Origin of the sequence: Allobosea psychrotolerans, assembly GCF_002917105.1 — a bacterium.
Taxonomy (GTDB): Bacteria; Pseudomonadota; Alphaproteobacteria; order Rhizobiales; family Beijerinckiaceae; genus Allobosea; species Allobosea psychrotolerans.
The window spans coordinates 187,516-211,688 of the sequence record NZ_PQFZ01000001.1 but is presented as its reverse complement, the minus strand read 5'-3'; the positions used below and the strand labels follow the sequence as shown (position 1 = coordinate 211,688).

Here is a 24,173-nt window from a genome sequence, read left to right as displayed (position 1 = left end):
AGATGCATTCGTCGGATCAGCCGACCTTGCCGTAGCCCGTGAATTTCGCGCTCACCCGCGCCATCTCCGTGTCGTCGAGGATCGCCGGCTCCAGCCCCGCCGCCAGGATGTCGAGATACTGTCCGGCAAGGTTCTCGACCTCGGCCACGATCTGATGCGCGCCGGCAAGCGAGCCGCCCAGCGCGATGACGCCGTGATTGGCGAGCAGGACCGCCTTGCGACCTTCCAGAGCTCTGACCGCGTTTGCCGCCAGCTCCGGCGTACCGAAGGTTGCGTAAGGCGCGCAGCGGACATCCACCCCACCGCAAAGCGCGATCATGTAGTGGAATGCCGGGATGCCGCGCCGCGTGCAGGAGAGCGCGGTCGCGCGCGGCGAGTGCGTGTGCACGATCGCCTGCGCATCCGGCCGCGCCTTGTAGATCTCGACATGGAACGGCCATTCCGAAGAGGGCTTGCGCGCCCCGCCGACAACAACTCCCTCCAGCGAGAGATGGATCAGGTCGTCAGGCGCCGTCTGGGCATAGGGCAGACCTGACGGCGTGATCAGCAAGCCATCCCCGAAGCGAGCCGAAACATTGCCGGATTTCGACGGGCAGAAACCGGCCTTGTCGATCGCCTGGGCGACCGCGACGATCTGCGAGCGCAGAGCTGCCTCATTCATGCTGCGGCTCCGCGCGCGAGGTCGGGGAAGAGAGCGGCCAGCCCCTCGGCCGTGGCCGGGGCGACGCCGCGCTCGGTGATCAACGCGGTCACGAGCCGGGCCGGCGTGACGTCGAAGGCGGGATTCACCGCTGGGCTGCCGGGCGCAGCGACGCGGAACGAAGCGACCTCGCCATCTTCATTCAGGCCCGAGAGGTGCGTGACCTCGCGCGCCGCGCGCTCCTCGATCGGAATGCTGAAGCCGTCGCGCAGGCTCCAGTCGATCGTCGGCGAAGGCAGCGCCACATAGAAGGGCACGCCATTGTCATGCGCGGCGAGCGCCTTGAGATAGGTACCGATCTTGTTGGCGACATCGCCGGTCGCGGTCGTGCGGTCGGTGCCGACGATGACCATGTCGACCTGGCCGCGCTGCATCAGATGGCCGCCGGCATTGTCGACGATCACGCTATGGGGCACGCCATGGGCACCGAGTTCATAGGCCGTCAACGCCGCTCCCTGGTTGCGCGGGCGCGTCTCATCGACCCAGACATGGACAGGCAGGCCGGCATCATGAGCGCGGTAGATCGGCGCCAGCGCCGTGCCCCAATCGACAGTGGCGAGCCAGCCGGCATTGCAATGGGTCAGGATGTTGATCGGCCCGCCGGCAGGCTTGCGCGACGCGATCTCGCGGATCAGCGGCAGGCCGTGATCGCCGATCGCCCGGCAGAGCGCGACGTCCTCGTCGCAAAGCAGGGCGGCTTCGGTGTACGCGGCCTGGGCACGCACCCGGGGCTTCAGGCCCACGAGCCGGACGCGCATGCGGTTCAAGGCCCAGTGCAGATTGACGGCGGTCGGTCGTGTCGCGCCCAGCAGCGCCATCACAGCCTCCAATGCGGCATCGGACGGATCGCTCCGCATCGCCAGCGCCACGCCATAGGCCGCCGTCGCCCCGATCAGTGGTGCGCCCCGCACGATCATCGTTGCGATCGCGTCGGCCGCCTGCTCGACGGAGCCCAGCGTCACCGTCTCGAAGCGGAAGGGCAGCCTGGTCTGGTCGATGACGCAGACACGCCAGCCATCCTGCGCGAGCCAGATCGTGCGATAGGGCTGGCCGTGGATCTTCATGGGCTCAATGTCCGGAGAAGGAGACCAGCGTGCGCACCGGCACGCCGAGCCGCCTGACCTTGTCGGCCCCGCCCAGATCCGGAAGGTCGACGATGAAGCAGGCGGCCACGACCTCGGCGCCCAAGCTGGAGAGCAGGCTGACCGCCCCCTCCGCCGTGCCGCCGGTCGCAATCAGATCGTCGACCAGCAGCACGCGCTCGCCGCGTTTGACCGCATCCTTGTGCACCTCGATCTCGTCGGTCCCGTATTCGAGCTGATAGGTCACGCTGACCGTCTCATGCGGCAGCTTCCCCTTCTTGCGCACGGGGATGAAGCCGGCAGAGAGCTGGTGCGCCACCGCCCCGCCGAGAATGAAGCCGCGCGCTTCGATGCCTGCGATCTTGGCGATCTTCAGCCCGGCGAAAGGCTGGACCAGCTCGTCGACGGCGCGGCGAAAAGCGCGCGCATCCCCCAGCAGCGTGGTGATGTCGCGGAAAATGATACCGGGCCTGGGGTAGTCCGGAATCGCGCGGATCGTGTCGGCGAGGTTCATGAAAGACCGTCTCGAACGGAATGGCAGCGCCGCCTTGGTCGGGCCTTGAAGGCTCGACGTCAAGAGCGCGCCGCTTAGCCGGCCTTCAGCACCCGCCCGGCCACCGCATCGAGCTTCGCCAGCAAGGCCGGGTCGCGATACTCCGGCGCGGTGATGATGGCGTAGTCGAGCGCGTTGTGCGAACCGGCCGGACAGGGCTCGCGCTCAGCCGGAAAATCCAGCGCCAGCCGCGCCACCAGCCGGCGCGCCTTCTCGGCGTTGCCGTGCAGCACCGCGACCACCGAGGCGACGTCGACGATGGAATGCTCGGGGTGCCAGCAGTCGAAATCCGTGACCATTGCCACGGTCGCATAGGTGATCTCGGCCTCGCGAGCGAGCTTCGCCTCGGGCATCGCGGTCATGCCGATCAAGTCATAGCCGAGGCCCTTATAGGTCAGGGATTCGGCATAGGTCGAGAATTGCGGCCCTTCCATCGTCACCAGCGTGCCGCCGCGCACGAAGGCGAGATCCTCGGCCGTGGCGGCCTCGGCGATGCGGGCCTGCAGCACCGGACCGACCGGATGCGAGAAGGAGACATGGGCAGCGCACCCCGTACCGAAGAAGGTGCTCTCACGCCGCGACGTGCGGTCGACGAACTGGTCGACCAGGACGAACAGGCCGGGATAAAGCTCCGACTTGTAGGAGCCGCAGGCCGAGAGCGAGACGAGGTCGGTGACGCCGGCGCGCTTCAGCACGTCGATATTGGCGCGGTAGTTGATCTCCGAGGGCGGGATCGCGTGGCCGCGGCCATGGCGCGGCAGGAAGACGATCTTGGTTTTGCCGATGCGGCCGATCCGCAGGGCGTCGGAAGGCTCGCCCCAGGGGCTTTCAATGCGCTCCTCACGCAGATCGGTCAGACCCGGCAGATCGTAGATGCCCGATCCGCCGATGATTCCCAGAACGGCTTCGCTCATGCGTGATTCCTCGATGTCAGACGGGAGAGATCCATGGGCAGGACAGATCAGCTTTGTATGACGGTTGTGACGACAACCGGGCAGCCAGAGCATTGCGCAAAAATGAGCAAAGAGCGCGCCGTAACAAAAAAGGCCCCGTCGCCGGGGCCTTCCTGATCGTCACGACCCGCTCAGTGAAGCGGCGAGCCGTCGGGCATGCGGGCCCAGACCTTCTTCTTGGTGTAGTAGAGCAGCCCTGCCAGGATCACCATGAGGCTGATCCAGAACAGGCCGATGCGCTTGCGCTCCTCGAGGTGAGGCTCGGCCATCCAGACCATGAAGGCCGCAATGTCCTTGGCGTATTGATCGACCGTCTCAGGCACCGGCGACTTGCCGTCGGCCCCCTTGGGATACTCGACCTGCCCATCAGAGATCGGCTTGGGCATCGCGATCAGATGGCCCGGCATGTACTCGTTGTAGTTCTGGCCAGGCAGGAGCGGCGGAAAGCCCTGCGGCGCATCCTTGTAGCCGGTCAGGAGCGCGTGGATATAGTCCGGCCCCTGCTCCTGATACTGGGTGAAGATGTCGAAGATGAAACGCGGGAAGCCGCGCTCATAGGTGCGCGCCTTGGCCAGAACCGAGAAGTCGAGCGGATAGGCGCCGCCATTGGCCGCGCGCGCCGCCTGCTCGTTGGGAAACGGCGACGGGAAGGCGTCCGCAGCCCGGCCTGGCCGGTCGAACATCTCGCCCTGATCGTTGGGGCCGTCCTTGACCTGGAAGGTCGCCGCCAGCGCCGTGACCTGCCCCCGGGAGAACTCGGGACCGCCCGGCTGCGCCAGATTGCGGAAGCGGACCAGCGTTGCCGAGTGGCAGCTCGAGCAGACTTCCTTGTAGACCTTGTAGCCGCGCTGCAGCTGGGCGCGGTCGAACTTGCCGAAGGGCCCGGAGAAGGACCAGCTCTGCGCCGGCGGCTCGACGCGCCCTTCGGCGGCAAGCGCCGGCGGGACCGTCAGGGAGAGCGAGAGGCCCGCGGCGAGGCCGGCGAGAGCCAGGCGAAACGAAGTGGTCGTCATGGTTTCGTCAGCCCTTGGCGTTCGGTTCTGAAGCGGTGGCGGTGGCCAGGCGCGCTCCCGAGCCACCCTTCAGCGTGTCCAGCACGGAGTCGGCGATCGAGTTGGGCAGCGCCTGGGGCCGCTCGAACAAGCCGATGATGAACAGGGCGACGAAGAAGCCGAAATACAGCACCGTGAAGATCTGCGAGGCGGTGACATAGCCACCCTCCGCCGGCATGGCGCCGAGATAGCCGAGACCGATGCAGACAGCCACGAAGGCCCAGAAGAGCTGGCGCGCGATCGGCCGATAGGACATCGAGCGAACCTTGGAGGTATCGATCCAGGGCAGGAAGGCCAGCACCACGATGGCCGAGCCCATGGCGACCACGCCGCCGAGCTTGTCGGGGATGGCGCGCAGGATCGCGTAGAACGGCAGGAAGTACCATTCAGGCACGATATGCGACGGCGTCACCGCCGGGTTGGCCGGGATATAGTTGTCGGCATGGCCCATGAAGTTCGGCTGATAGAAGACGAACCAGGAGAACACGATGGTGAAAACCACCATCGCGAAGATGTCCTTGATCGTCGCATAGGGCGTGAACGGCACGGTGTCCTTGGCGACGTTCTTCACTTCGACGCCGGTCGGGTTGTTCTGCCCGACGACGTGCAGCGCCCAGATGTGCAGGATCACCACGCCGAAGATCATGAACGGCAGCAGATAGTGCAGCGAGAAGAAGCGGTTCAGCGTCGGATTGTCGACCGAATAACCACCCCAGAGGAAGGTCACGATCGTCTCGCCGATGACCGGCAGCGCCGAGAACAGGTTGGTGATGACGGTCGCGCCCCAGAACGACATCTGGCCCCAGGGCAGAACGTAGCCCATGAAGGCGGTCGCCATCATCAGCAGGAAGATGACCACGCCGAGAATCCAGAGCACCTCGCGGGGCGCCTTGTAGGAGCCGTAATAGAGGCCGCGGAAGATGTGGACATAGACGGCGACGAAGAACATCGAGGCGCCGTTGGCGTGCAGGTAGCGCAGCAGCCAGCCATAGTTCACGTCGCGCATGATGTGCTCGACCGAGTTGAAGGCCAGCGTCGACTGCGGCGTGTAGTGCATCGCCAGGATGATGCCGGTGACGATCTGCGCCACCAGCATGAAGGTCAGGATGCCGCCGAAGGTCCAGAAATAGTTCAGGTTCCGCGGCGTCGGGTAGGACACCGCCGAATCATGCATCAGCCGCACGATCGGCAGGCGCACATCCAGCCAGCGTTCGATGCCCGACTTCGGAACGTAGGAGCTATGACCACTCATGAGGAATGCCTCGGGGCTGTGTCGTCTTGGCGAAGGCGCGTCGGGCAGGGAAGACCCGCAAGGAAACCAGAGGAAGCCGGCATGGTTCAGCCGATCCTGATCTTGGTGTCGGCGCTGAACGCGTAGGGAGGCACCGGCAGGTTGAGCGGCGCGGGGCCTTTGCGGATGCGGCCGGAGGAATCGTAGTGCGAGCCGTGGCAGGGGCAGAACCAGCCGTCGAAATCGCCCTTCGGGTCGCCGGGCGAGTTGCCCAGCGGCACGCAGCCGAGATGGGTGCAGTTGCCATAGACGATGAGGAAGGGCTCGTGGCCCGGCTTGGTGCGCTGCTGGTCCGTCTGCGGGTCGCGCAAGGTCGAGATATCGACCGCCAGCGCCTCGTCGATTTCCTTCTTGGTGCGGTGCCGCACGAAGATCAGCTTGCCGCGCCAGAACAGCTTGATCGCCTGTCCTTCGGCGATCGGGGCGAGATCGACATCCATCGGCGCGCCGGCGGCGATCGTCTGCGCGTCGGGAGCGAGCTGGCTCACCAGCGGCACGACGACGGCGCCCAGGCTGACGACGCCGGCCGCGCCGGTCGCTAGCATGAGGAAGTCGCGGCGAGTGGTTTCGGTCGATGTCGTATCGGTCGCGTGCGCCACGATCCAATCCTCTGCAAGTCGCTCTGGCCCGGCAATTCATCCAAGTCTGGAATGACTCGAAATTATCGCCTGAATCCGGTCTTACGGGCGTGTCGTTACCACCGCAATGCGACGGCACGTCACTGTCGCGCTCTTTGGCATGCAGTTTGGACGAAGTCTACTGTTGCGGTGCGCTCGCCCCTCCCTCTTGCGACGCGAGGCTGGAGGCGATGCAGCAGAGATTCAAACCGAAACCATTTCGGAGTCGGTGGCGGCCAGGAATCCGCCCGATTGCCGCGACCAGAGCCTGGCATAGAGCCCGCCCCGCGCCACCAGCTCGGCATGGCTGCCGGAATCGACGATCCGGCCCTGATCGAGCACGATCAGACGATCGAGCGCGGCGATGGTGGAGAGCCGGTGCGCGATTGCGATCACCGTCTTGCCCTGCATCAGGCTGGTCAATTGCTCCTGGATCGTCGCCTCGACCTCCGAATCGAGCGCCGAGGTCGCCTCATCCAGGATCAGGATCGGCGCGTCCTTGAGCAGAACACGGGCGATCGCGATGCGCTGGCGCTGCCCGCCCGAGAGCTTGACGCCGCGCTCGCCGACGCGCGATTCGAAGCCCTGGCGGCCGTCCTGATCGCTGAGGCCCTGCACGAAATCATGGGCCGAGGCGCGCTCGGCCGCCGCGATGATCTCGCGCTCCGTCGCGCCGATACGGCCATAGGCGATGTTGTCGCCGATCGAACGGTGCAGCAGCGAATTGTCCTGCGTCACCATGCCGATCTGCGCGCGCAGACTGTCCTGGGTCACCAGCGCGATATCCTGGCCGTCGATCAGGATGCGCCCGCCGGCGACCGGATAGAGCCTGAGCAGCAGATTCACCAGCGTCGATTTCCCGGCGCCGGAAGGACCCACGAGACCGATGCGTTCGCCCGGCTTGATGTCGAGGGTCAGATCTTCGAAGAGCCCGGCCTGACGGCCATAATTGAAGCGCACATGATCGAAGCGGATACCGCCCTTGTCCACGACGAGCGGCACGGCGTCGGGCGCGTCGGTCAGGTCGTGGGGCTTGGCGATCGTTTCCATGCTTTCCTGCACGGAGCCGATATTCTCGAAGACGCCGCGCACGAGATGGATCAGCCAACCCGACATCTGCACCAGCCGCAGCACGAGGCCGATCGCAGCGGCAACCGCGCCAGGCGTCATCTCGCCATGGCTCCAGAGCCAGAGGCTCAGGCCGGCCGTCACCACGACGAGCAAGCTGTTCATCGTCTGCAGGATGACGCTGACGCCGGTGATCAGGCGCGAGAGATGCAGGAAGGAGGCGTTCCAGCGCGTCAGCGAATCGCGCACCGACGAGCGCTCGGCATCGGCGCGCGCAAACAGCTTGACGGTGAGGATATTGGTGTAGGCGTCGACGATACGCCCCGTCGTAGAGGAGCGGCCGAGCGAATTGGCCTCCGAGCGCTTCTTTGCGCGCGGCACGAAATAGATCAGCAGCGCGACATAGGCCGCAAGCCAGGCGACCACCGGCAAGGCGAGCCAGGGGCTGGTCTTGCCGAAGAAGCCAAGAGCCACCGCGACGAAGATCAACGCGTACCAGAGGTCGTCGATGACCTCGATCGTCGCGCCGCGGATCGACTGACCCGCCTGGATGACGCGCGCCGAGAGGCGCCCGGCGAAATCATTCTGGAAATAGGAGAGCGCGTGGCCAAGCGTATAGACATGGTTGCGCCAGCGGATCTGGTTGGTGATCTGCGGCACCACGACCTGGTCGACGATGGCGTGGTTGGCGAAATAGACGATTGGCCGGACGACGACGAGCAGGAAGGCCGCGCCGGCCAGAAGCCAGCCGTGGTCGCTCCAGATCGTCTGCGGCGACTGCGTTGCCAGGAGATCGACGAACCAGCCGACCATCAGATACATCAGCGCCTCGATGCCGCTGAAGGCGAGCCCCGTCAGCATGATCAGGGCCATCCAGCCCTTCACGCCCTTGATATGGTGCCACATGAAGGGCCACACGCCACGCGGCGGCGTCTCGCGCTCGTCGAAAGGCGCGAACACATCGATGCGGGTTTCGAGATAGCGGAACAGGGCGGCGAACATAATCGTCTGATTAATCCCGTATATCTTTGAAATTAAGGCGTAAACCGTTCTGGAAAAAGACTAGCCCCGGCCACACCGGGGTGAGACGGTCGAGTATCAGCTGAAGCAAAGGCCAATCACGTCAGGAGCCGCCACTCGGCAGCCGCGCCCGCAATGTGTTGTCCGGCAAGGGGCAATACAACTCCCAAGCCGCGCCGCAAGCGCGGCCGGATCGTTGCCGGGCACGGACAGCGCCCGCCCCGGTCTGAAGGGAATGAGCGTCTCGACATGCGCAGCCGACAGCCATGCCCGTCGCCAATGCGCGCTGATGCAGACTGGCTCAGGCCGAAAACACGCCATCATCCCGGACGCCTGAAGGGAGGCCCGGGACGGCGGCGTGTTTTCGGCAGAAAGCGATAAAAAGCCTGCTTTATTGCGACGCCTGCCCGGGCTCGGGTACGTCATATCCTTCGGACGCATAGGCGCCGAGCCTGTTGCGCAGGGTTCTTATCGATATGCAGAGCATATTGGCCGCATGCGTGCGGTTGCCGCCGGTTTCCCTCAACGTGGCCAGAATCAGCTCACGTTCGACATCGGCCACCGGACGCCCGACGAGATGGTCCGTGGCGTGCGGATCGGGGTTGAAATCGTGCATCACATTGTCCTTCGAGAGCCCCCAGCTCCAGCTCAGGAAAGCCGGATGAGGCCGAGAAAACGGTTAATGCTTGGTTAAACCAAGGGGCGCGCCGCCCACGGCCGGCGCTTTGCGCCAGGCATGCGGACCGGGCGCCAAGCCTCCATCCTTGCAAATCGCCTTCGGCCTTCTTGACGCCCGTCGAGCCACCGGCCCATGACGGCGGCCATGTTGCGCCTCGCCCTCTACCAGCCCGACATCCCGCAGAATGCCGGCACGATGATCCGGCTTTGCGCCTGTCTCGGCGTCACCGTCGACATCGTCGAGCCCGCAGCCTTCGACGTCTCTGATCGGCATTTCCGGCGCTCGGGCATGGATTATCTCGAACGAGCCGCGATCGCGCGCCATGATTCCTTCGCTGCCTTCGACGCTTGGCGGCGCGCGGCCGGCCACCGCCTGATCCTGGCCGAGACCGACGGGGCAACCACGCACACTGCCTTCGCCTTCCAGCCGGGCGACATCATCATGGTCGGGCGGGAATCCGCCGGCGTCCTGCCGGAGGTCTATGCGGCGGCACAGGCAAGCGTGCATGTGCCGATGCGCTTCGGCCTGCGCTCGCTCAACGTAGCGGTTGCGGCCGCCATCGTTCTGGGCGAAGCCTTGCGGCAGGTCGGTGGCTATCCAGCCGCCCGCGAGGACGGACGATGACCGAGGCTACGGCGGCGGAAGACCGCGCCAAACAAACCCAGATGGCGCTTGCAGAGGCGATGAAGCCGCGCGCGGCCACCTGGTTCGCCAGCTTGCGCGACCGTATCTGCACCGCGTTCGAGGCGATCGAGGATGAGGCGACCGGCCCTTTCCCGCCCGAGACCTCGACCCCGGGACGCTTCGTGCGCACGCCCTGGCAGCGCAGGAACCATGACGGTGCCGAGGGTGGTGGTGGCGTCATGTCGGTGATGCAGGGCCGCGTCTTCGAGAAGGTCGGCGTCCATGTCTCGACCGTACATGGCACCTTCCAGCCTGAATTCGCCGGCCAGATTCCGGGCGCCTCCGAGGATCCGCGCTTCCATGCGACAGGCATCTCGCTGATCGCCCATCCCTGGAATCCGCATGCACCGACCGTGCACATGAACACGCGCTTCGTGGTGACGACGAAGCCCTGGTTCGGCGGCGGCGCGGACCTCACCCCGGTCCTGGACCGGCGACGCTCGCAGGAGGATCCGGATGCGATCGCCTTCCACGCCGCGATGCGCGGCCCTTGCGAGCGCTTCGCGCCCATCGCCGACTATCGCCGTTTCAAGCAATGGTGCGACGAATATTTCTACCTGAAGCATCGCAACGAGCCACGCGGCATCGGCGGCATCTTCTACGACTATGTCTGGTCGGGCGAACCGGAAGGCGATTTCGCCTTCACGCAAGCGGTCGGCGAGGCCTTTCTTGGAGCCTATCCCGCCATCTTGCGCGCCAACATGACGACGCCCTGGACGGAGGCTGACCGCCACGAGCAACAGGTCCGGCGCGGCCGCTATGTCGAGTTCAACCTGCTTTATGACCGCGGCACGATCTTCGGGCTGAAAACCGGCGGCAATGTCGACTCGATCCTCTCATCGCTGCCGCCGACCGTCCGATGGCCGTAAAGTGAGCGGCGCCCGTGCGCCGCAGCCCGGTCGCGCAAAAGATTAAGGCGATATCGGCTGCTCTGCAACGATGCGGTTTGGCCGTTGGAATGGCCATCGACGATCTGCGATGGCGATCATGGCTGCGATGCCCAGCGCAACGAAAACAAGCTCGACAGCGATCGATGGCAGAGACCTTGCCCCGAAAAAATGCTGGGCGGCGAAAAGCGCCTCGTCCGCGGCAACCGAAACCACCGCACCAAATGCAAAGATCGGCAGCGATCTGCGCCCCATCCGGCAAAGGAAGCCCCGCGGATTGGCCTGGTGCAGTAGCCTTATCAAAGGTGCCCCTGGGCAGGAAATGAACAGATAGACCAGCGACAGAGCGTGCAGCAGCCGCAATGGTGACTGGTAGGTCTTGCTTCCGCCCAGCCAGAAATGATCGTTGCGCGTTGCGAACCAATCAATCGCCGCCGGCCAATGAGGCGCTATCAGCGTGACGAAAACCACATATCCCAGCACATAGGCGAACGCCAAAATCTTGAGAAAGCGCGATTGCGGCACTTCGACGCCCTGCTTGATCGCGGCTCCGAGCGCAATTCCGCATGTAAAGATCAATGTCCAGGGCAGGATCGTCAGCGCAAACGGCTCCCCGGTCAGGCTGTTGCGCGGGACCAGATCGAACTGCCCGGCCACAGCCCAGATGAGGACCGCTGGAGGAAGCGAGTACCACCATGTTCTGGAAGAGAGCCATATCAGGGCCGGACACAACAGCATAAAATACATGTATAATTTCAATACGACCGAATATCCGACACTTTGCTGAAAACTGAAAATAAGCCACAATGAACGCTCGACTTCGTTCGATCGAAGCGCATCAACAATGTCTTGATCGAATATCTTAAGGTCTCCCGTGAAATGATCGATCGACATTATCACACCCAACGTCGATAAGACGATGATGGCATTGACGAAATACAATCTTATAGCGCGCCTCCAAAGGCCAAGAGTCATGGCTTCGATCTGGAGCGTTCCATAAAACAAATAAGTCGAAACTCCCGAAACCAGCACGAAAATTTCGGCGGCATCCGACAAGCCAAGTTTGGAGAACGATATTTCTTTACTGAAACCAAGAGTGATGTGGTTGATAAAGATATTGAGAAGACAGAGTCCTCGAGCCGCATCGATGGAATGAATCCGACTCATCATTAGCCTGCAACCATCCTGGCGAAGCGATACATCGACCCTACCGGAGGTTGCAGAACAATCTATGAAGTCGCAAACCTTGGTCAGATAAAACTTGGCGTTGCGGGCGCCTAAACGACCATTGCTTCAATTCATGATTGCCGATTGGTAAACTCCGCCTCTGTCGCGGCACCCTCGAGTATCTCGACAGCCGCCTCGACAAAAGCCGCCTGCTCAACCTGCCCGGCCGGACAGCCTGCGTCGATCCAGGCGCTCCGCGCCGCCTCCAGAACGCGCCCGATCTTCGGCCCGGCCGCAACGCCATGCACCAGAACGTCGCGGCCGTTCGGCAGGAAAGGCGGCGTCCGGCCGAGATCGGCGATCAGCGCCTGCGCCTCCAGCCGCTGCGGCTCGCCGGCATTCGCCGTGAGAAGGATGAGCCCCGCGGCTACCGCATCGACCCCGATCCGCTGCGCCAGGTGACGCAGGGCGGCGAGCATCGGCGAGGGTACCTGCCCCGACAACGCCTCCAGCGCGGCCGCGATGCGCTCGATCCTGTCGAACTCCTCATTCGAGAGGCGCAATCGCTCGCGCAGCCGCAGCGCATCCTCGCCAACAGCGACAGCCAGGGCTGCCAGCCGGAAAGCGGGATGAAACGGTGCCGCCGCTCCTCGCTTCCGCCCGCCCCCATCCGCGATCGCCGCAAAACGCGAGAGGTAGGGCACGCCGCCAATGAGTGGCATCAGCAGACCCGCTCCAGCCATCGCCATAACGGCGTACGCGGCGCCCGGCGCGATCAGCAGCTTCAGCGTCTCGGCCCGCACACGCTCCCGCGACAGCCCCTCCAGCCCGGCACGTCCCGAGATGCAGGCGGCGAGCCCGGCCGGATCGGGGCCGCCATGTCCATACTGGGCATGAAACCGGAAGAAGCGCAGGATGCGCAGGTAATCCTCGCGGATGCGCTCGGCCGGATCACCGATGAAGCGAATGCGCCGCGCGGCGAGATCGGCCAGCCCATCGCCGTAGTCGTGAAGGCCGCCATGCCGATCAAGGCCCAGCGCGTTGATGGTGAAATCGCGCCGCAGCGCATCCTCGGCGAAGGCGCGCCCGAAGGCGACCTTGGCGCGGCGTCCATCGGTCTCGACATCGCGCCTGAGCGTCGTCACCTCGAAGCTCGCCCCGTCGCGGACGAGCGTCACCGTGCCATGCTCGATGCCGGTCGGAACCGCCTTGTAACCTGCCGCTCGCCCAAGCCGGATCGTCTCTTGCGGCAGCGCCGTGGTGGCGAGATCGACATCGCCGATGGGCTCGTCGAGCAGGAGATTCCTGACGGCCCCGCCGATGATGCGGGTCTCCTCGCCCTCCGGGTTCAGCGCCGCGAGCACGGCAGCAACGGCGGGGCGGGCCAGGAAGGCCGCGATCCGCATTGTCGCCGCTTGGTTCATTTGAACCGTCCCGGCACGAGCTGGCCGTTTTCCATATGCGGCGGCTCATAGGCGCCCCGGTTCCGCGGTGCGATCCATCCGGCGACGAAGAAGAAGCCGATCCCCAGAGCAAGCCCCCCGACGGAGAGCCGGAACAGATGCGGACTCCAATGCTCGACATCGAGCGGATTGCGCCGCCTGATCACGAGATAGGCCGCAAAGGCACAGAAAGGCAGGACGAAGAGCAGGAACTCCTCGATCAGCGAACGCAGCATCGGCGCTTCTTCCCAGTCAGGTCAGCCGGCGAGCCGTTCGTAGAGGTTGCGGATCATGCCAGCGGTTGCACCCCAGATATAGTGCTCCCCGAACGGCATCGCATAGTAGGTGCGATAGCGGCCTTCCCACAGGCGCCCCTCGCGATGGTGATTGGCGGGGTCGAGCAGAAAGGCGAGCGGCGTCTCGAAGGCTTGATCGACCTCATACCGGTTGATCGTCAGCGAGAATGGCGGCTCGATCAGCGCAACCACCGGCACGATGCGATAGCCCGTGCCGGTCAGATAGGCGTCGAGAAAGCCAAGCGTCCGCACCTGCTGGCGCGGCAGGCCGATCTCCTCCTCCGCCTCGCGCAGCGCCGTGACCACCGGCGAGCCGTCGACGGCATCGACCCGCCCACCGGGAAAGGCGACTTGCGCGGAATGGCTGCGCAGCGCCGCCGCACGCTGCGTCAGCAGCACGGTCGGCCCCTCCGGGCGAGCCACGATACCGATCAGCACCGCCGCCTGTATCGCGGTCGCCTCGTCGGGCATGGCAAACGGCTCGCACTGCAAGTCTTCGGGCTGCATCTCATGGTCGCCGCGCAGACGGCTGATCAGGTCGCCAAGTGCCGGCGGCTCGTGGCGCAGCCGTTCGAGCGCCAGTGCCGCGAACGCATCCGCTGTCAGGTTCAACGCCGTCATTCCGCCTCGCCGTCCTCGATCTCGCTGGCCGGCACCGCCGGGTAGAACACGCCGCCAGCAGCCACGCCGAACATCGGCAAGCCGTTGACCTCACGCACCTCGCCGAGCGCGAGCAGGTCATAGGTCACGGCCCGCGTCACCCGCGCCCAAAGATCGTGCCTGACGTGAATATAGGGTTTGAGCCCACCCTTGGCCGCGCGCTCGAAACGAATCGCATGGCCGGGCCCCGCGCTCACGACATCGTCAACTTGCGTCCGGAACGCCAGCGAGCGCCCCTCCCCCTCGCCGTCCACCGCCATCTCGACAGCCTGGAAAGGCGCGTCCTCGACCGTGATCCCGACCTTCTCGACCGGGGTCACGAGAACGTAAGCGCCATCATCCCTGCGCAGCACGGAGGAGAAAAGCTTGACCAGGGCCGGCCTTCCAATCGGCGTGCCCAGATAGAACCAGGTGCCGTCGGCAGCGATGCGCATGTCGATATCGCCGCAAAAAGGCGGATTCCAGCGCTCGACCGGCGGCAGCCCCCGGCCCTTGCCATCGCGCAGCGAGGTCAGCAGCCGGTCCATCGCGGAAACGGATTCTGTCATCGAAAACCCCGGCTGCACCGCATGCGGCATATTGGTTGCATCGTGTTCTTGCCTTGAACTCCACATAATCGTGAAGCGGAGTTTATGTGCACCGCGCCATCGGGCCCCTTGAGCCGGCATGGCGACCCGTCCACACTCAACGGCTCAAGGCCTTGTGGGTTCGGGACGGGCCGGAAGCAAAGACGCCGGGACCAGAAGACGCAAGCTGCGACGACAAGGGTGAAGGAGATCGACATGGTGGCGCAAGTCCGTGCGGCGGAGAGCAACCCGCCGATCAATCTCGACACCGGCATCGTCGAAGCGGCCGAGGCCGCGCTCGGCGCCATCGGTGCAGCGCGCAAGGAAATCGGCCAGGTCATCTTCGGTCAGCAGAAGGTCGTCGATCTTTCGCTCATCACCCTGCTCGCCGGCGGCCACGGCCTGCTCGTCGGCGTGCCGGGCCTCGCAAAGACCAAGCTGGTCGAGGCGATGGGCACGGTGCTCGGCCTGAACGCCCGCCGCGTCCAGTTCACGCCGGACCTGATGCCCTCCGACATCCTCGGCTCCGAGGTGCTCGACGAGAGCCCGGAGGGCAAGCGTCATTTCCGCTTCATCAAGGGTCCGGTCTTCGCGCAATTGCTGATGGCCGACGAGATCAACCGCGCCAGCCCCCGCACCCAGTCGGCGCTGCTGCAGGCGATGCAGGAGCACCATGTCACCATCGGCGGCGAGCGTTACGACCTGCCGGCGCCTTTCCATGTGCTCGCGACCCAGAATCCGATCGAACAGGAGGGCACCTATCCCCTGCCCGAAGCCCAGCTCGACCGCTTCCTGCTCGAGATCGACGTCGCCTATCCCGACCGCGAGGCGGAGCGCCGCATCCTGCTCGAGACCACCGGCGCGACCGAGCACAAGCCCGTCCAGGCGATGACCGCCGAGACGCTGATGTCGACGCAGCGACTGGTGCGCCGCCTGCCGGTAGGCGAGACCGTCGTCGATGCGATCCTCGACCTCGTGCGCTCGGCCAGGCCCGAGGGCGGCGACGCCGCCATCACCGACAAGCTCGCCTGGGGCCCGGGGCCTCGCGCCAGCCAGTCGCTGACGCTGGCCTGCCGCGCCAGGGCGCTGGTCGAAGGCCGCCTCGCCCCGTCGGTGGACGACGTTGCGGCGCTGGCCATTCCCGTTCTGAAGCATCGCATCGCGCTCACTTTCGCCGCGCGCGCCGATGGCGAGACCGTCGAGGGCATCATCGCCAAGCTGGTGGAACGGTTGGGATAGGAGGCGACACGACAATGCTGCGCATGCGCGTTCTCGGGACCTCCGAACGCCAACCGGCCCGACCGGTTCTCACCGCCTCGCTCGATCTCGCCGCGCGTCTGCCCCGGCTGATCCTGGAGGCGCGACGGGTCTCGGCCAGCGTGCACGGCATCCATGGGCGCAGGCGCGCCGGCCCCGGCGAGACCTTCTGGCAGTATCGCCCGCTGGTCACCGGCGAATCCGCCTCGCGCATCGATTGGCGCCGCTCGGCCCGTGACGGCCATCTCTTCGTGCGCGAACGCGAATGGGAAGCCTCGCATGCGATCTGGCTCTGGATCGATCGCTCGGCCTCGATGGGGTTTGCCTCCTCGCTCGCCCTGGCCTCGAAGGTCGACCGTGCGCTCATCGCCGGCTTCGCCCTCGCCGAGACGCTGGTCGAGGGCGGCGAGCGCGTCGGCCATCTCGGCCTGACCCGCGCGCTTGCCTCGCGCCGCATCGTCGAGACGCTGGCGCAAGCGATCTTGGTCGACGCCAAGGGCGCAGACGCCGACCTGCCGCCGGACGCGCCGCTGCCGCGTTTGGCCGATGCGATCATCATCACCGACGGCCTCTCCCCCGCCGCCTCGCTGGCCAAGCGCATCGCCACGATGGCGTCATCGGGCGCGCGCGGCCATGTCCTGCTGATCGCCGATCCGATCGAGGAGACCTTCCCCTTCACCGGCCAGGCGGAACTCTTCGACCTGGAAGACGGTTTGTCGCTCAGGGTCGGCGATGCCGGCTCCTGGGGCGAGGAATACAGGCAGCGGCTGGAAGCCCATCGTGACGCGATCAAGGAAGCCTGCCGCAAGGCGGGCTGGACGCTGACGCTGCATCGCACCGACCGGCCGGCGAGCGAAGGTGTGCTGCGCATCGCCAGCCTGATCGCCGCTTCGCGTGGCCCGGGGCGCTAGGCCATGACAGATTTGCCCGGAACCATTACGTCATCCCGGACAAGCCGCGCAGCGGCGCAGATCCGGGATCCATGGAAGGACTCCGGAGTTCTACGGTGGCTCCCGGATCCTCGCGGAGTTTATCCTTGGGCCGATCGAAGATCGGACCCGAGGGCTGCATCCGGGACGCGGTGTTTCAGTGAGAAACCGGCAAGTGAGAGGGAGCAGCCCTCATGTTGAGCTCCCTGCCGATCGCCTTCTCCGCCCCGCTGGCGCTCGCCGCGCTGGCTTTGCTGCCGGCGCTGTGGCTGATCCTGCGCGTGACCCCGCCGCGCCCGAGACGCATCGATTTTCCGCCGCTCAAGATCATGGCGGACCTCATCGCCAAACGGGAAATGCCGGCCCATACGCCCTGGTGGCTGCTGGCGTTGCGCATGGCCGTCGCGGCGCTCGCGATCCTCGCCGTCGCCGGCCCGGTCTGGAATCCGCCGCGTGAGGCCGGCCCGATGCGCGGCCCGATGCTGCTGCTGATCGATAACGGTTTCGGCGCTGCGACGGATTGGCCCGAACGGCAGGCGATCTCCGAATCCCGCCTCGCCGCCGCCGCCCGCGAAGGCCGCCCCGTCGCCATCGTCGGCCTTGCCGAGGCGCCCGGTGAAATCACCTTGTCGGAGCCTCGTGCCGCGCTCGACCGGTTGCGCGCCTTGGCGCTGCAGCCGCATGCGCCCGACCGCTCCGCCCATCTCCAGCGTATCGAGGCCTTCCTGCGCAGCGCGCCCGAGGCCGAGACCGTCTGGGTCAGCGATGGCCTTTCGATCGCGGATGACGGCCCCTTCCTCGCCCGGCTGAAGCAGGAAGCCGATGCCCGCCGGCTCTCGATCCATGCCGGCTCCCCCGGCCAGCTCGCCCTGACATCGCCCGAGAACCTCGCCGGCGCGCTTGCCGTGAAGGTGCTGCGCCCCACCGGCGCCGCCACTGCCACGGGCCATGTCCGCGCACTCGATCTCAAGGGGCTCCCGCTCGGCGACGCGCCTTTCATCTTCAACGGCTCGGACCTGCAGACCTCGGCGCGCCTGACCTTGCCGATCGAGGTTCGCAACGCCGTATCCCGGATCGAGATCGTGGGCGAGCGCAGCGCGGCCGCCGTGGCGCTGCTCGACGACCGCGCCAAGCGCCGGCGCGTCGGCATCGTCTCCGGCACCACCACCGACACGGCCCAGCCGCTGCTTTCACCGACCTACTACGTCTCGCGCGCGCTTTCCCCCTTCGCCGAGATCCGCGAGCCGCGCCCGGGTTCGACCGACCCGATCGGCGAATTATTGGCGCAAAACCTCTCCGTGCTGGTGCTCGCCGATATCGGCGCGCTCGATGGTGACACGGTCGGCAAGATCAACAGCTTCATCCAGCGCGGCGGCGTATTGCTGCGCTTCGCCGGAGCGCGGCTGGCGGCAGCGACCGATGACCTCACGCCGGTGCGCCTGCGCCGTGGCGGCCGCACGCTCGGCGGCGGCCTCTCCTGGGAGACCCCGCGCAAGCTCGCCCCCTTTACGCGCGAGAGCCCCTTCTTCGGCATCGCCATCAACGACGATGTCCGCGTCTCCAGGCAAATCCTGGCCGAGCCCGAGGCTGACCTCGCCAGGAAGACCTGGGCTGCACTGGAGGACGGCACGCCGGTCGTCACAGGCGAACGCCGTGGCGACGGCATGATCGCGATGATGCATGTCACCGCCGACACGACATGGTCGAACCTGCCGCTCTCGGGTTTGTTCGTCGATATGCTGCGCAAAGTCGTCAACCTTGCCGGAACCGGGCCGAGCGAGGCTAAAGGAGAGGATGCGCGCGTGGACACGCTGTCGCCGACCCGTGTGCTCGATGGCCACGGCGCCTTCCGCAGTCCGCCCGCGACCGCCCAGCCGGTGGCCCGGACCTTCGCCGGACGGGCGACCTTGGCGCATCCGCCAGGCATCTACGGCCCCACCGACGGCTCGCTCGCGGTGAACGCCCTGAACCCGGCCGACAGCCTCAGCGCGATCGATCTGGCAGCGCTCGGCGCGCCGATCCTGCCGGTCGACAAGCCGGTCGCGTTCGACATCCGCCCGCAGTTGCTGGTGCTGGCGCTGCTGTGCCTGATCGCCGACACGCTGGCGACGCTCTGGCTCGGCGGCCGGCTGAACATTGCGCGCCGTGCAGGGCGCGCCGCGCCGGCAGCGATCCTGCTGGCGCTCGTGCTCGTCGGCACCGCAACGCCGGAAATGGCGCGCGCTCAAGCCGTGCCGGCAGCCCCGGCGGACGACCGCCCGCCGATCCCGCGCGAGCTTTTCGCAGCGGGTGCCGTGACCCGGCTGGCTTATGTCGTCACCGGCGACAAGGCCGTCGACGACATGTCAAGGGCCGGGCTTGCCGGTCTCAACATCGTGCTCGGCGCGCGCACCGCGCTGGAACCCGGCGAGGCCGTCGGCGTCAATGCCGACCGCGATGAACTCGCCTTCTTTCCGGTGCTGTACTGGCCGATCGTGGCGGGCCGCCCGATCCCCGCCGCCGAGACCCTGCGCAAGCTCGAAGCCTATATGAAGGGCGGCGGGCTCGTGATCTTCGACACCCGCGACGCGATGAGCGCACGGCCCGGCGGCGGCACCACTCCCGAGGGCGAACAGTTGCGCCGCATGCTGCAGACGCTCGACATTCCCGAGCTCGAACCGCTGCCGCGCGACCATGTCCTGACCAAGACCTTCTACATCCTCGACGGCTTCGTCGGCCGCTACGACACCGGCACGACCTGGGTCGAGATCCTGCCCCCTGCCGGCGAGGACGGCCGCCGCCCGGCGCGTGCCGGCGACAATGTCTCGCCGATCGTCATCACCTCCAACGACCTCGCCTCCGCCTGGGCCGTCGGCCGGCGCGGCGACGCCTTGGTGCCGCTGTCGGGCTCCGATCCGCGCCAGCGCGAAATGGCGCTCAGGGCCGGCGTCAACCTTGTGATGTATGCGCTCACCGGCAACTACAAGGCCGACCAGGTCCATGTCCCGGCCCTCCTCGAGCGTCTGGGACAATAGGTCATGTGGAGCCTCTCCTTTGCCCCGCTGGTGCCGCTGCCGCTGCTGATAGGCTTGAGCCTGCTGGCTGCGCTCGCAGCCGGCGCGGCAATCGTGCTGGCGGGGCGCAGCGCCATCCTGCGCGCGCTCGCGCTCGTCATGCTGACGCTGACCTTGGCCGACCCCTCGCTCGTCTTCGAGGACCGCGAGCCGGTCAAGGACGTGGTCTCGGTCGTGGTCGACCGCTCCGGCTCGAACCGGTTGGCCGACCGCGCGGCACAGACGCAGGCCGCCCAGGCCGAGGTCGAGCGCCAATTGCGCGGCCTGAACAATGTCGAATCGCGTATCGTCGAGGTTCGCGATGCGCAAGGTTCGGGCGACGGCACCCGCCTGTTCGAGGCGCTGGCCGCAAGCCTTGCCGACGTGCCCTCCGAGCGCGTCGCCGGCGCGATCATGATCACCGACGGCCTCGCCCATGACGCCCCCTCTAATGCCGAGGCGCTCGGCCTGCGCGCGCCGCTGCATGTGCTGACCACGGGGCGCAACGCCGAGATCGACCGCCGCATCGTGCTGGTCGATTCGCCGCGCTTCGGCATCGTCGGCAAGGACCAGAACGTCCGCCTGCGCGTCGTCGAGAGAGGCGGACCGGGCCGGGCCGGGCTGACCATCCGCCGCGACGGCGAGATCATCGCGCGCCGCGAGGTCACCGCCGGCGAGATCGTGCAGGTGCCGATCCGGATCGATCGCGGCGGCCCCAATGTCGTCGAGATCGAAGCCGATCCGCTCGAGAACGAGCTCACCCTCGCCAACAACCGCGCCGTGATCACCATCGAAGGCGTGCGCGACAAGCTGCGCGTGCTCCTGGTCTCGGGCGAGCCGCATCCGGGCGAGCGCACCTGGCGCAACCTGCTCAAGGCCGACGCCAATATCGACCTCGTGCATTTCACCATCCTGCGCCCGCCGGAGAAGCAGGACGGCACGCCGATCAACGAGCTTTCACTGATCGCCTTCCCGACGCGCGAGTTGTTCCAGGTCAAGATCAAGGAATTCGACCTGATCATCTTCGACCGCTATGCCAACCAATCGATCCTGCCGCTGATCTATTTCGACAACATCGTCCGTTATGTCCGCGAGGGCGGCGCGCTGCTGATCGCGGCCGGGCCGGAATATGCCGGCTCGCAAAGCCTGTCGCGCACGCCCTTGGGCCAGATCCTGCCTGCCGTGCCGGATGGCTCCGTGATCGACGAGGCCTATCGCGCCCATGTCAGCGAACCCGGCAAGCGCCACCCCGTCACCCGCGACCTGCCGGGCTCCGAGGTCGAGCCGCCGCGCTGGGGCGAATGGCTGCGCATGGTCGGCGCCCGCGCCCGCACCGGTTCGGCCGTGATGACCGGCCCCGGCGAGCGGCCTTTGCTGATGCTGGCGCGCGAGCAGAAGGGCCGCGTCGCGCTCTTCCTCTCCGACCATGCCTGGCTCTGGGCGCGCGGCTTTCGCGATGGCGGCCCCTATCTCGATTTGCTGCGCCGGCTCAGCCACTGGCTGATGAAGGAACCGGAGCTGGAAGAGGAAGCGCTGCGCGCCTCGGCCCGCGGCGGCGTCATCGAAGTCGAGCGCCAGACGCTGGGCGACACGCCTTCCCCCGTGACCATCACGGGACCGGACGGGCAATCGCGCTCCGTGCCGCTCGAAGCCGGCCGGCCCGGCCTCTTCACCGCGCGCATCCCGACCAGCGAATTCGGCCTGCACCGCGTCGCGGCCGACAATCTCACCGCCTTCGCCAGTGTCGGCCCCGAGAATCCGCGCGAATTGATGGAGGTGGTCAGCAACCCGGCCCAGCTTCAGACCCTGGCCGAGGCCAGCGGCGGCTCGTCACGACGGATCGGCCAGGAGATCGGCTCGAACGTGACCATTCCGCGCATCGTGCCGATACGGTCCGGATCGCAATTCGCCGGCTCTGACTGGATCGGCCTGCGCATCAGCGATTCCGGCATCGTGCGCGGCGTCCAGATCTCGCCGCTCTTCATCGGCCTGCTCGGTCTGGCGCTGCTGTTCGGCGCGCTCGTCGCCGGCTGGCTGGGCGAGAGCGGGCGCAGGTTCAATCGACGCCCGGACACAGCATAACCCTGTCATTCCCGGGCGGCCCAAAGGGCCGAACCCGGAACCCACGACCGGGCGAGCGTTTTCGACGGCGCATAGCCAAGGCCTCACCCAGTCATGGGTTCCGGGTTCCCGGCTTCGCCGAGCCCCGGAATGACACGCCCCTCAGCGATACGCCATGACGGCGCCCTTGCGCTGCGCCAGCACGCCCTCGACCAGTTCGAGCGCGAGGAAACGCGCCGGGTCTGCCGGCCCCGGCAAGACGAGCTGGCCCGGCGGGATCGGCCTGAAGCCGAAGCGGGCATAATAGGGTGCATCCCCCACCAGCATGATCAGGTCGTACCCTGCGGCCCGCGCCGCCTCGATCGAGCGGTTCATCAGGGCCGCCCCGATGCCGCGTCCCTCAAAAGCCGGATCGACCGTCAGCGGCCCCAGCATAAGAGCGGTGTTGCCGCCCGCAGAAACCGGCGTCACCCTGATCGAGCCGACCAGAAACGTGCCGACATGGGCGGCGAAGGTCAGGTTCGCATCGGGCGGCACGCCCTCGCGCAGACGGAAAGCCGTGCGCGCGAAACGCCCCGGCCCGAAGGCGCGCTCATGCAGGCGCTCGATCGCGGCGGCATCGGCGGGAAGCTCATGGCGAATGGTCAAAGGCAAGGAGGTCATGACGGGCAAACCTGCGGGCGGGCAGAAACCTGCGGAGAGGATGGCGAGGACATGGCCGCGCATCGGCGGCATGCCTCGAGGGCGCGCTCAGCGCGCCGGTCGTCGCAGGGTGGAAAGGCGTTGCCCGTTCGTCATGGCGGCGGGCTGTAGCAGAGTGGCGGGCGGGCGTCCATCGGGATTGCCTCGGATGGAAGGGTCCGGCTCCGGGCCATTGCAGACATTCAAGTTCGCCGCTCTGTCCGCTCCCCCTTGTAAGCGTCGAGCAATGCCCAAAGCCGCCGCTGGTCTCCTTCGTCGATAGCGCTTTCCGCCACATTGCGAAGGGCGTGGTATTCAACTTCGTTCCGAACCGCCCCCCGCCTCAGGATGCCATTTATTTGCCTCTGAAAGCGAAGCCGGATGGTGGAAAGCGTCGGCAAATTGGCCTTGGAAAAGTGTGCGTCAACGTTTGCAATATCGGCAGGTGCAAGATGAGCCGTCGCTTCGACTAAATCACCAATTGCCATTGCGAGCCCCTGCCGTGCACGTGATGGCGCCTTGTTTGCCATTGCGTCTAGCAGCGTAATCGGGTGCGCTTCCAACGGAAGACCGGGTGGCAACGGTATAGCAAGCTCGATCATGAGAGCGCACCAAGCCCTAAGGTCGTCGAACTCTTCAGCCTTGATCGACATCTTCCGAGTCCCCGTTGCAAATCGAACAGCAGGGAAGCGGGCGGCCAATTCCCATGCTGAACGGACTTCACCAGTCCACACCCGCCATACGCCTCTCCACGACCTCCCCCAGCCTTCGCCGCGTCCCCGCCGTCGTCCCCTCCGGCAGCGCGTCGAGCGGAAAGAACCCCGACTCGGCGATCTCCAGGTCCGGCTGCTTGACGCTCTCCACCACGAACTCCCGCGCCACGAACACCGCGACATGGTCGCGCCGCGACATCGCCCTGTTGAAGAACATGCCGTGCAGCATCGCTGGCCCCGTCAGCCGGATACAGCCCTCCTCGCGCAGCTCCTTGGCCAGCGCCGCCTCGAGCGTCTCGCCGACCTCGACGCCGCCACCCGGCAGGTGCCAGCCGGGGGTGTAGGTATGGCGGACCAGGAAGACGCGGCCTTCGTCGTCCAGCACCACGGCCCGCACGCCCAGCGTCATGCCTCGCACAATGCGGAAATAGAGGTGCAGCAGCCGGCCAAGCATCTTTTGCGGCAAGCTTCGACCGGTCTCGGCCCCCGGCGGCCGGTCAGAAGGGGGCTCTGATGTGCGTTCCACGGTCATGGACTCGTCAAATCCAAACGAACTCCTAATTGTCTATGCAAATAACGCATGGCAGAGGCCCGTTTCCGGTTCCGTTACGTCACAAACGCGCCGCAAACGAGGCAGAGAAGACAGCCTCACAAACAGGAACTCCCGTCATGCTACTCTCTTTCATTATTGCTCGCCTGCGCGCCAAGCCGGCCTATGTCTGGAAGCCCGCCGTCACCCTGACCGATTCGTTCATCGTCTCCGAACTGACCGGCACCGCCAAC

The 24,173-nt window shown here is 66.2% G+C and carries 23 protein-coding genes; 6 read left to right on the top strand and 17 right to left on the bottom strand.

The genetic code is table 11. The features are described 5' to 3' along the window. Positions 1-16: 16 nt before the first annotated feature. The 9 genes from CYD53_RS00985 to CYD53_RS00945 all read right to left on the bottom strand — a co-directional run bounded on the left by CYD53_RS00985 (position 17) and on the right by CYD53_RS00945 (position 8,952). Complete coding sequence (locus tag CYD53_RS00985; RefSeq protein ID WP_103716273.1) at positions 17-661, bottom strand: class II aldolase/adducin family protein; 645 nt, start codon at positions 659-661, stop codon at positions 17-19. Beyond that, positions 658-1,764, bottom strand: a complete 1,107-nt coding sequence (mtnA, locus tag CYD53_RS00980; protein WP_103716272.1) for an S-methyl-5-thioribose-1-phosphate isomerase — start codon at positions 1,762-1,764, stop codon at positions 658-660. The genes CYD53_RS00985 and mtnA overlap by 4 nt, the downstream gene beginning before the upstream one ends. 4 nt (positions 1,765-1,768) lie before the next feature. Then, positions 1,769-2,296, bottom strand: a complete 528-nt coding sequence (locus CYD53_RS00975; RefSeq protein ID WP_092167307.1) for an adenine phosphoribosyltransferase — start codon at positions 2,294-2,296, stop codon at positions 1,769-1,771. Between the two features lie 74 nt (positions 2,297-2,370). Then, the gene (locus CYD53_RS00970) at positions 2,371-3,249 is read right to left on the bottom strand and encodes an S-methyl-5'-thioadenosine phosphorylase (RefSeq protein ID WP_103716271.1); all 879 of its coding nucleotides are present in this window, start codon (positions 3,247-3,249) and stop codon (positions 2,371-2,373) included. A 170-nt stretch (positions 3,250-3,419) separates the two neighbouring features. Further along, a complete protein-coding gene (locus tag CYD53_RS00965; RefSeq protein WP_103716270.1) occupies positions 3,420-4,301 on the bottom strand; it encodes a cytochrome c1 in 882 nt (293 codons plus the stop codon). 7 nt (positions 4,302-4,308) lie between these two features. Beyond that, positions 4,309-5,592, bottom strand: coding sequence for a cytochrome b (locus tag CYD53_RS00960; protein ID WP_103716269.1), 1,284 nt, complete (start codon positions 5,590-5,592; stop codon positions 4,309-4,311). A gap of 86 nt (positions 5,593-5,678) precedes the next feature. Next, positions 5,679-6,230 (bottom strand): ubiquinol-cytochrome c reductase iron-sulfur subunit, encoded by a 552-nt coding sequence (petA, locus tag CYD53_RS00955; protein ID WP_281261237.1) that lies wholly within the window; start codon positions 6,228-6,230, stop codon positions 5,679-5,681. Positions 6,231-6,452: 222 nt separating this feature from the next. Further along, positions 6,453-8,318, bottom strand: a complete 1,866-nt coding sequence (locus CYD53_RS00950) for an ABC transporter ATP-binding protein (protein WP_103716267.1) — start codon at positions 8,316-8,318, stop codon at positions 6,453-6,455. 409 nt (positions 8,319-8,727) lie between these two features. Further along, complete coding sequence (locus tag CYD53_RS00945; protein WP_103716266.1) at positions 8,728-8,952, bottom strand: helix-turn-helix domain-containing protein; 225 nt, start codon at positions 8,950-8,952, stop codon at positions 8,728-8,730. Positions 8,953-9,159: 207 nt separating this feature from the next. Between CYD53_RS00945 and CYD53_RS00940 the strand changes: the two genes are divergently transcribed. After that, a complete protein-coding gene (locus CYD53_RS00940) occupies positions 9,160-9,639 on the top strand; it encodes a tRNA (cytidine(34)-2'-O)-methyltransferase (protein ID WP_103716640.1) in 480 nt (159 codons plus the stop codon). A 41-nt stretch (positions 9,640-9,680) separates the two neighbouring features. Continuing rightward, on the top strand, positions 9,681-10,568 hold the full coding sequence (gene hemF / locus CYD53_RS00935) for an oxygen-dependent coproporphyrinogen oxidase (protein WP_103716639.1): 888 nt from the start codon (positions 9,681-9,683) through the stop codon (positions 10,566-10,568). A 42-nt stretch (positions 10,569-10,610) separates the two neighbouring features. On the opposite strand, the gene opgC is transcribed toward hemF, so the two are convergent. From opgC to CYD53_RS00910, 5 genes are all read right to left on the bottom strand, one after another. Beyond that, a complete protein-coding gene (opgC, locus tag CYD53_RS00930) occupies positions 10,611-11,753 on the bottom strand; it encodes an OpgC domain-containing protein (RefSeq protein ID WP_181011660.1) in 1,143 nt (380 codons plus the stop codon). A 131-nt stretch (positions 11,754-11,884) separates the two neighbouring features. Next, entirely contained in the window at positions 11,885-13,177 is a 1,293-nt protein-coding gene (locus CYD53_RS00925) for a CCA tRNA nucleotidyltransferase (RefSeq protein WP_103716264.1), read from the bottom strand. Beyond that, positions 13,174-13,431: a DUF6111 family protein gene (locus CYD53_RS00920; protein WP_103716263.1), complete on the bottom strand. Its 258-nt coding sequence runs from the start codon at positions 13,429-13,431 to the stop codon at positions 13,174-13,176. Before CYD53_RS00920 ends, CYD53_RS00925 begins: the two co-directional genes overlap by 4 nt. A 21-nt stretch (positions 13,432-13,452) precedes the next feature. Next, complete coding sequence (locus CYD53_RS00915) at positions 13,453-14,112, bottom strand: CoA pyrophosphatase (protein ID WP_103716262.1); 660 nt, start codon at positions 14,110-14,112, stop codon at positions 13,453-13,455. Further along, complete coding sequence (locus CYD53_RS00910; RefSeq protein WP_103716638.1) at positions 14,109-14,699, bottom strand: DUF1285 domain-containing protein; 591 nt, start codon at positions 14,697-14,699, stop codon at positions 14,109-14,111. Before CYD53_RS00910 ends, CYD53_RS00915 begins: the two co-directional genes overlap by 4 nt. 234 nt (positions 14,700-14,933) lie before the next feature. Between CYD53_RS00910 and CYD53_RS00905 the strand changes: the two genes are divergently transcribed. The 4 genes from CYD53_RS00905 to CYD53_RS00890 all read left to right on the top strand — a co-directional run bounded on the left by CYD53_RS00905 (position 14,934) and on the right by CYD53_RS00890 (position 22,017). Next, a complete protein-coding gene (locus tag CYD53_RS00905; RefSeq protein ID WP_103716637.1) occupies positions 14,934-15,956 on the top strand; it encodes an AAA family ATPase in 1,023 nt (340 codons plus the stop codon). 14 nt (positions 15,957-15,970) lie between these two features. Next, positions 15,971-16,885 carry a DUF58 domain-containing protein gene (locus CYD53_RS00900; protein ID WP_103716261.1) on the top strand — a complete coding sequence of 305 codons (915 nt, stop codon included), beginning with the start codon at positions 15,971-15,973 and terminating at the stop codon, positions 16,883-16,885. Positions 16,886-17,100: 215 nt separating this feature from the next. Further along, on the top strand, positions 17,101-19,917 hold the full coding sequence (locus CYD53_RS00895) for a DUF4159 domain-containing protein (RefSeq protein WP_103716636.1): 2,817 nt from the start codon (positions 17,101-17,103) through the stop codon (positions 19,915-19,917). 3 nt (positions 19,918-19,920) lie between these two features. Then, the gene (locus CYD53_RS00890; protein WP_103716260.1) at positions 19,921-22,017 is read left to right on the top strand and encodes a hypothetical protein; all 2,097 of its coding nucleotides are present in this window, start codon (positions 19,921-19,923) and stop codon (positions 22,015-22,017) included. A gap of 141 nt (positions 22,018-22,158) precedes the next feature. On the opposite strand, the gene CYD53_RS00885 is transcribed toward CYD53_RS00890, so the two are convergent. The 3 genes from CYD53_RS00885 to CYD53_RS00875 form a co-directional block, all read right to left on the bottom strand. After that, on the bottom strand, positions 22,159-22,659 hold the full coding sequence (locus tag CYD53_RS00885; protein ID WP_103716635.1) for a GNAT family N-acetyltransferase: 501 nt from the start codon (positions 22,657-22,659) through the stop codon (positions 22,159-22,161). A gap of 221 nt (positions 22,660-22,880) precedes the next feature. Continuing rightward, the gene (locus CYD53_RS00880) at positions 22,881-23,330 is read right to left on the bottom strand and encodes a hypothetical protein (RefSeq protein WP_103716259.1); all 450 of its coding nucleotides are present in this window, start codon (positions 23,328-23,330) and stop codon (positions 22,881-22,883) included. A gap of 67 nt (positions 23,331-23,397) precedes the next feature. Beyond that, positions 23,398-23,844, bottom strand: coding sequence for an NUDIX domain-containing protein (locus tag CYD53_RS00875; RefSeq protein ID WP_245928056.1), 447 nt, complete (start codon positions 23,842-23,844; stop codon positions 23,398-23,400). Positions 23,845-24,173: the final 329 nt, after the last annotated feature.